The following is a 7,733-nucleotide window of genomic DNA, read 5'->3' on the forward strand; positions in this document are numbered from 1 at the left end:
AGACTTAAAAGTTATGAACTGATGAAGACTTTAAGAAAGAGGGGCTAATTTTTTATACCAATGGCAAAAAGAAAGACCCTCTAAGGAGTTTTTCAGGCTGCTGTTCTTTTCCAGAAGCCTGCTCCTAAGAGGGTCTTGAGAATGCGGTATGGAGCGTTTTAATCGATAAGTTTGTATATAGATGTATTTGAATAGGAGGCCAAAAACTCTGCTCTATTGAGCATTTTTTTGGCTTTCTCATCTTCTACTACTCCATCTTTCTCCATCACTACCGATAACACAAGGTTATCATCCGCATCGAATATTTTAATAGTTTGGAGTTGAGCCGAAGGAACTTCTATGTCAAAAAGCTTGTCTGACTCCAGAGCCTCTTCATAGGCCCTGTCCAACGAACCTTTAATATCGTATACTATCAGCTCTTCTACTTTGGTTACTCCGTAAGACTGAAGGGCCGCCATAAATGTAACTACCACTGCCAAGGTCAGAGCAACTATTGCCGACCATTTTCTTTGTGTTGTGAATTGCTTTTTCATGACCAATGTTGTTTCGAATTTTTATGTTTGTGTTTAGATGATGTTAATTCAGTATTACCAAATATTCTTCGTTTTCCTATGCTTATTTAGACGACAAAGTTCTGAAAAAGTTTAACGATCAGCTTAAAAAAAGTAGAATATTTTTAGTGAGTTGCTCAAATGACAGTTAAGCGGTATAAAATTGCGGATGAATTGCCAGACACAAAAAATCCCGCCTGTAGCGGGATATTTTCGAGCAATTTTATTTGGTTGAGTACTTTAAATTTTAATGACTCAACTTCATATATTCTTATTTTTTTACCTCATGCTTAACCAATGGCTTGTTCCAAATCTGCAATTAGATCGTCTGCGTCTTCAATACCAACGCTCAAACGGATGAGTGAATCTAACAAACCTACTTTCATTCGCTCTTCTCTAGGTATGGCACCGTGTGTCATGGTGGCCGGGTGGTTAGCCATAGATTCTACTCCTCCCAAAGACTCTGCCAGGGCAAATACTTTGAATCGCTCCATAACCCTGAACGACTGTTGCATATCATCTTCGTGAAAGGTAAACGAAATCATTCCACCAAAGCCTCTCATTTGCTCTTTGGCAATAGCATGGTTGGGATGCGACTCAAAGCCCGGCCAGTACACTTTGTTTACTTTTGGATGCTCGGCAAGGTAACGAGCCACTTTTTCCCCGTTTTCGCAGTGTCTTTGCATACGCAGGTGAAGGGTTTTTATACCTCTTAGCACCAAAAAACAGTCTTGTGGTCCGGCTACGGCTCCACATGAATTCTGTATGAAAGCCAATCGCTGATAGAGCACATCGCTATTCATAGCCAACGCACCCATCACCACATCGGAGTGACCGCCAAGGTATTTTGTTACTGAATGCATTACAATATCTGCACCCAAATCCATAGGGTTTTGCAGGGCCGGAGAAGCAAAGGTATTGTCTACCCCTAGAATGATATTGTGCTTTTTGGCAATGGCCGCAGCTCCTTTTATGTCTACAATGTTCATCATAGGGTTGGTAGGTGTCTCCAACCAAATGAGTTTGGTATTGTCGTTCACATAATTCTCAATATTGGCTACGTCTTCCATGCCAATGAAGTGAAACTTGATACCGAAGTTTTCGAAAACCTTGGTAAAGATTCTGTAAGTTCCTCCGTAAAGGTCGTTAGCACTGATAACCTCATCGCCCGGTTTGAGCAACTTTATTACAGCATCGATGGCGGCCAGTCCCGAACCAAACACCAAGCCATACCTGGCATTTTCCAAGGCCGCAATACTGTCTTGCAAAGCAAATCGAGTGGGGTTTTGGGTACGCGAATACTCAAAACCTTTGTGATTTCCCGGAGACTGTTGCACATAGGTAGAGGTTTGGAAAATAGGAGTCATAATAGCTCCTGTTGAAGGATCGGGGGTTACTCCCGCATGAACTGCTTTCGTGTCGAATCGCATATCGTTTACTTTTTATTAAAGAAGGCTTGTAATTCGGCCTCCATTTCTTCTTTGGATTGTTTGTATTCCGGTGTCAGGCTCTTTTGACCAGGCACTTGTTCTATCATCAATGTTTGGGTCGGGAACGCAAACCTCACCCCTAAATGTTCCGCCAGTTTGTTCACCTCCAGCATAATTTCCTGGCGGCATCGCAACTCGCTGTTCCAATCGGGTACTTTGAAGAAGATATACACCATTACCTCCAACGCGCTACCGGCATATTCATTAAGAAAAATGTTATAGTAATCTTTACGCGTGTGAGGGTGTTGTTTCACTATCTCCTCTACCCCTTTTACAAATACCTCTATGAGCCGGGCCGGAGTATCATATGTAATGGACAGGCGGGTATAAAACCTGCGATACTGCCTTTTTCCATGATTATCGACCATGCTGTTCGATATTATGCTATTTGGCACGTACATTACGGAGTCTCGGAAGGTTCGAACCCGGGTAGACCTAAACCCTACTTCTTCCACAGTTCCGTCAATATCTCCCGAAGTTACCCAGTCGCCAATCTGAAACGGGCGATCTATGAAGATCATGAGTGAACCAAAGAAGTTTTTGAGTGTATCTTGAGCAGCTAAAGCAAAAGCCAAACCTCCAATAGAAAGCCCTGTGAGTATAGGCCATATGTCAAATTTGAACCCTCTCAGTACAGCCACAAAGCCCACTATAACCACAAAAACTTTTAGCACTTTGGTAACCAGAGGCACCAATTGATCATCGAGTGTGTTTTCTGACCGCTCGGCCATTCGCTTAAGGTAATGCCCCAGAATATCTACCAATCGATAGAAGAACATGGCCGCAAAAAGAGGCACCAAAGCATGTACAAGAAGTATAATATTCGTAGCGGCAAATGGTGGCAACTGCAATACCGGCACCAGTATTTTAGCCAAATAGGCAATGATCATTAAACTGAAAGGCTTAACCACCGGATTGAGAAACTGGTTGGCCAGGTCTATCTTGCCATACTTATGCAGCAAGCCAAAAAGTATCTTTCTGAGTACGACCGTAAAGATAAGGTGCACCAAAAAGCCAATAGTAAGTAGAATGAGAATACCCAGATACTGCCACAGGTGAAGCCCAAGGTATTTGGTTGTACCTAAATTGGGCAAAATGTTCAAAAGCTTGTCTGTGCCAAAAGGATAAACTTGCTTATGGAGTCGGTCAATTTGATCGACTGAATATTCTGAAAACAACCATCGGTCTCCGTATTTCTGCACATAGAGCTCAGGAAAGTCATCAGTTATAACATACCTATTGCGCTTGAGCAGCGAGTCGTAATAGTTGGCGGCCTTTGGCAGGTCTTCCATACGCACCAAATTGCCGGAGCCATCGAGAATCTGCTTCAGCTCAATGGCGAGGTTATTTATTTCTTTTTGAGTTCTACTGCCCCTGTAGAGCGACTTGGCCGACTGAGCCGGCAGATAATTATCTTCTTGCAAATAATTGAGGTGATTGTAAATAACCTCATAGGGGTTAGCAAAATCATCGGGCAGAGAATCGGCCTGAGCAAAACCTGTAGTAGCTAAACCCAGCCAGCAGGTCAGCAAGAAAAAAATCCGGATACAACTACTTCGCATCTATGGTATATATATTCATTTGGTTGGCGAAGTTAACAAAGACTTCGTACTCTGATAAATTCTGGTAGTATAGAATGCTCACTCTGTGGGCTGCCGGAATGATAGGAGCTATAGCTACACCCTCTCCATTTAGTAAATGAAGGGTTTGTTTAGTCTTATCACGGATCACATAAAGCTCCCGGCCGTTCCTGAAATTATAGAACTCCACCTCCAGATTGCCCGAGTTTTCCAACGGAATTTCAAAAACCTCCTGTCCTTCCATATCAAAAAAGGCTATTCGGTTCTGATCGTTTCGGAAAACACGATATCCGGTTTCCAGTACATCACTCACCATGCTGTAGATGCTGCGGGTAGTTGGCCTAAAGAACTGTTTGCTCTGTACGAGTTTACCCTCCAGATTAAGTTTCAATAATTCACCCTCCTGGCCAATCACCGCAATTTGAGTTCCCGCAAAATTGGGCCCTTTAAGAAAGGCTACATCGCCACTAAACCTTTGATCGAACTTTTGTGGGAAGCCTTGATAATACTCTCCCCTTCGATTCAAAAGAGAAATCTCTCCGGTAACCTCCACGGCTACAAAAGCATCTCTTCCCCTCACTCGTACATGGAAGGGCGTTTGTAAAAGATTTCCTTCCATAGCATTGGGATTCCAGCCTTCCAGAAGGTTTACCTCTTTATCGAACAAACTAATATTACCCCTCCTGTCGCGGGTCAGGTACCTGTAGCGTTTGCTATTGTCATAGTCTACCACTGCAGAGCCTTCAATAGCCATGGGCGCCTCGTATGGTTTTGGAAAGCCTTCAACTACTTCGCCATTGCGGTCGATAAGGTGTACCAATGAATCGGTAAAAAAGAGGTATTGAAGTTTTTTATTGTTGAAATAGTCTATTTGATGAATAGGGCCAATTACCGGAGCTTCAACGGGTAGCTTCCAAAGCACATCGCCCTGCCTCGAAGCCAGATAGAGTGTATTGTTGTGGTCCTGAAAAATAACTTCCAAACTGGCGTTCACATGATTCCGAACTACAAATGGCTTGGTAATAAGAGTTGTATCGGCAAATACATTGGCCCTTATATTCAGCTCTCTTTGCTCTTGGCCAGCCGGAACTTTATTGCCGGGCAAAAGCTGTGGTTTTATTTCGTTAAAAGCAACGAATGAAGAAACAAGGTAATTGGCATTGCTCGCATTCAACTGTAACTGAAAACGCTTAAACAACTGTTTCAAAGCCGGTTTTTCTTCAATAAATTCATGCCACTTTGGTTTAAGCCTATCTATCATTGACTCTGAAGCAAAGGCAAAATCTTTAAAAACGGTGAGGTTAGTTTCCTGAACAATATCATCCAGAATTTCCCTCTTTTGTACCGATTTACCCCAAGTCGATTCGTTATCGAACTCATTCATTACGGTTTTCAAGGCGTCAAGATTATCACTCAAAATCAACGCATTTTGAAAAATGGCATAATACGGAGCTCCCATGGGCTCCTCCAGGCCGGTAAGCTCTTTTACAAAATCGTCTTGCTGAACAAAGCCCAAATAGGTACTTAAATAGTATTCGCTGTAAACAGCTGAATCCTGAGGACTAGTATACTGTTCTGATATTCGTTCTAGTGTTCTTCTTAAGTATACCGTATCGGTGGTGTTTATAAGTAGGACTTTTGACACATCAGAAAAATTCATGTCGAGGGTAACACTCAATAGCTCCCCCTTTAACAAGGGTTCGAATTCTTCCATCCCAATCTTAAAGGGTCTCCATGAAAAATCTATAGCCGACAGAGGCACCAGATTTTTACCAAAAATAGACGATTCCCCTGCTTCCAATAGAGATTGCAGATAGGCGGCTCCTCTGGCCTCTATACCCTCGGTTGTAAACTTCAGTCCGACAAATGCAATTTCAGGTTTTCTGACCTGAGGCTGCTTCACTTCTTTAAAAAATACCCGCTCCAGTTCACTCAAACGCTTAGTGTTTAGCACCAGTTGAATATCGGACTCAGGGTAAGCCTCCATTGCGCCAGCAACTAGTCGGCTCGATTCATTCTGCAAGGCCCTGACCACATCTTCTACCAGGATATTTTCCTCTGAAATGACCAAATAATCGCCCTGTATGAGCATCACAAGTCTGGAGCTTTCATGCACCACATTAATAAGCTCATAGTCGTTGAACACCTGAAGGCTGGTGGTAAAGGTTTTACCTGTGATTTCCTGAAGTATAGTAATAATGCTCTCTTCATTCCATTGAAAGCCATCGGCTTGCAAAACATACAGTGGAGCTACCTCATCGCTCGCGGTAGAATGGAAGGAAATCCAAAATGGTAAAGAGGTAACAGCGGATCGCAATTGACCGGACTGTTGCAGAGAATCTACCTTGGCCGACCAGTTGTATAGGGTTTCCACAAACGGCACCTCCTTCAAAGCTTCAACCCAATCGAACTTCTCAACCGAAGACAAACTGGCCTTTAAATTGCTACCATGCAAAACGAACAAACTCGTTTCGGGCAAAATGTGTTCTATTTTGACTTTTGGCCGTTTTAGCTCCAGCAACCAATAAGTGGATGCGGCTAAAACCACGAATAAACCGACAAAAAGGATTTTTTTAGACTTCAAGGTGAATTAAAGTTTAATGCTTGAACTGTTAAATAAGCCTTACAACTATTTAAACCACAAAGGTGTCAATTTATGCGAATTAGTTGACTTAAAAGTTTTCACTTGGAGATGTCAAGGACAAAATTCATTTTTGCAACTCGAGTTAATTCAAATGGTTAATTAGATAGTATAGACAGCAATAATCTGTATTGTAAAATTTACATTTAACCCAGAAATTTAAAAACACATATCAACAACCTTAACCTTGAAAATCAACCACGCCAATCGTTGATTTTTAAAATAGACCTATGAAGCTTGTACTCAACAAACTGATTCTAACCTGTTTAATAGTGTGCTGTATCTCTGCCGACAAGGTGGCAGAAAAGATACTTATATCTGAAGTTCACTTTTCCGGAGGACTTTATATCCACAAGGAAAAACCGGTTACGGGAGAAATTATCGACTACTATGAGAATAATATTCTCAAGTTTACCTATGCGGCACTTGATGGCCGATTGCATGGCAAAGCAACCGAATTCTTTGAAGATGGAGACGTCAAAAGCATTCGTAACTATAAGGTGAATAAGCTTTTTGGCGATTTCACAGAGTTTTATGCCAATGGAGAGGTCAAAGTTCAGTTTGAGGTTGGCCTTAATGCTTACGGGCAGGGAGAAAAGCTAACAAATATAAAAATTAGCAAGGGCCCCGGTAAAAAGCTTAAGTCTTATGAAGAAGGTACACTAATCTTTCTCGATGCAAACCAAAATGCTTTGCAAACCAGCGAGCAAATCTCCATTCTAAAGCAAAGCAAGTTTAGGATTGTAGACGATAAAGGTTCGGTGATTTACGAACAGTAAATAGAAAAAAGCACTAAAAAAGGGTTGTCTGTAAAGCACTTCATGCTCAAATAGACAACCCTTTCTATTTAATTAACAGACCGGCTCTTTAAAGCAAGCTGTTTGTTTTTCTTACTGCATCGGCACTGCTGGCCAACTCTGCTTTTTCTGATTCTGTCAGCTCTATTTCTACAATACTCTCCACACCTTTAGCTCCAATAAGGGTTGGCACTCCTATACAAATGTCATTGAGGCCATACTCTCCTTCCAGCAGGCATGAGCAAGGGAACATTTTTTTAGAATCGTTGGCAATGGCCTGAACCATGGCCGATACTGCCGCACCCGGGGCATACCACGCAGAAGTGCCCAAAAGCTTGGTAAGTGTGGCTCCGCCAACTTTGGTTTCTTGCTTAACTTCTTCCATGCGCTCTTCGCTAATGAACTTAGAAACCGGCACAGAGTTTCGGGTAGCCAAACGAGTAAGTGGAATCATACCCGTATCGCTATGCCCACCAATCACCATACCGTCAACATCAGAAATAGGTGCATCCAGAGCTTCGGCCAATCTATATTTAAAGCGAGCCGAATCAAGCGCTCCACCCATTCCAATAATTCTGTGCTTCGGCAAACCGGTAGCTTTGTGAGTTAGGTAAGTCATCGTATCCATTGGGTTAGATACCACAATGATGATTACGTTCGGTGAATGCTTGATC

At 42.3% G+C, this 7,733-nt stretch carries 6 protein-coding genes; 1 reads left to right on the forward strand and 5 read right to left on the reverse strand.

Annotated elements, in window-relative coordinates; genetic code table 11:
• Positions 1–158: 158 nt before the first annotated feature.
• The 4 genes from B3763_RS01980 to B3763_RS01995 form a co-directional block, all read right to left on the reverse strand.
• Entirely contained in the window at positions 159–533 is a 375-nt protein-coding gene (locus tag B3763_RS01980) for a hypothetical protein (protein ID WP_189629776.1), read from the reverse strand.
• Between the two features lie 308 nt (positions 534–841).
• Positions 842–1,981 carry a trans-sulfuration enzyme family protein gene (locus B3763_RS01985; protein WP_189629775.1) on the reverse strand — a complete coding sequence of 380 codons (1,140 nt, stop codon included), beginning with the start codon at positions 1,979–1,981 and terminating at the stop codon, positions 842–844.
• A 5-nt stretch (positions 1,982–1,986) separates the two neighbouring features.
• Positions 1,987–3,573: a mechanosensitive ion channel family protein gene (locus tag B3763_RS01990; protein WP_229838592.1), complete on the reverse strand. Its 1,587-nt coding sequence runs from the start codon at positions 3,571–3,573 to the stop codon at positions 1,987–1,989.
• A 19-nt stretch (positions 3,574–3,592) separates the two neighbouring features.
• Positions 3,593–6,205 carry a hypothetical protein gene (locus B3763_RS01995; protein WP_286743078.1) on the reverse strand — a complete coding sequence of 871 codons (2,613 nt, stop codon included), beginning with the start codon at positions 6,203–6,205 and terminating at the stop codon, positions 3,593–3,595.
• Positions 6,206–6,492: 287 nt separating this feature from the next.
• On the opposite strand from B3763_RS01995, the gene B3763_RS02000 reads away from it, so the two are divergent.
• Complete coding sequence (locus tag B3763_RS02000) at positions 6,493–7,041, forward strand: toxin-antitoxin system YwqK family antitoxin (RefSeq protein ID WP_189629772.1); 549 nt, start codon at positions 6,493–6,495, stop codon at positions 7,039–7,041.
• 88 nt (positions 7,042–7,129) lie between these two features.
• Here B3763_RS02000 and B3763_RS02005 read toward each other — a convergent pair.
• Positions 7,130–7,733: lactate/malate family dehydrogenase (locus B3763_RS02005; RefSeq protein WP_286743081.1), on the reverse strand; the 604-nt coding region annotated here is incomplete at its 5' end.

It is taken from the genome of Roseivirga sp. UBA1976, from assembly GCF_002336325.1.
Classification (GTDB): Bacteria; Bacteroidota; Bacteroidia; order Cytophagales; family Cyclobacteriaceae; genus Roseivirga; species Roseivirga thermotolerans.

Bases quoted from the DNA above. Each gene is read 5' to 3' on its own strand.
- B3763_RS01980 (WP_189629776.1), bottom strand. From the start codon at position 533: ATGAAAAAGCAATTCACAACACAAAGAAAATGGTCGGCAATAGTTGCT.
- B3763_RS02000 (WP_189629772.1), top strand. From the start codon at position 6,493: ATGAAGCTTGTACTCAACAAACTGATTCTAACCTGTTTAATAGTGTGC.
- B3763_RS01985 (WP_189629775.1), bottom strand. From the start codon at position 1,981: ATGCGATTCGACACGAAAGCAGTTCATGCGGGAGTAACCCCCGATCCT.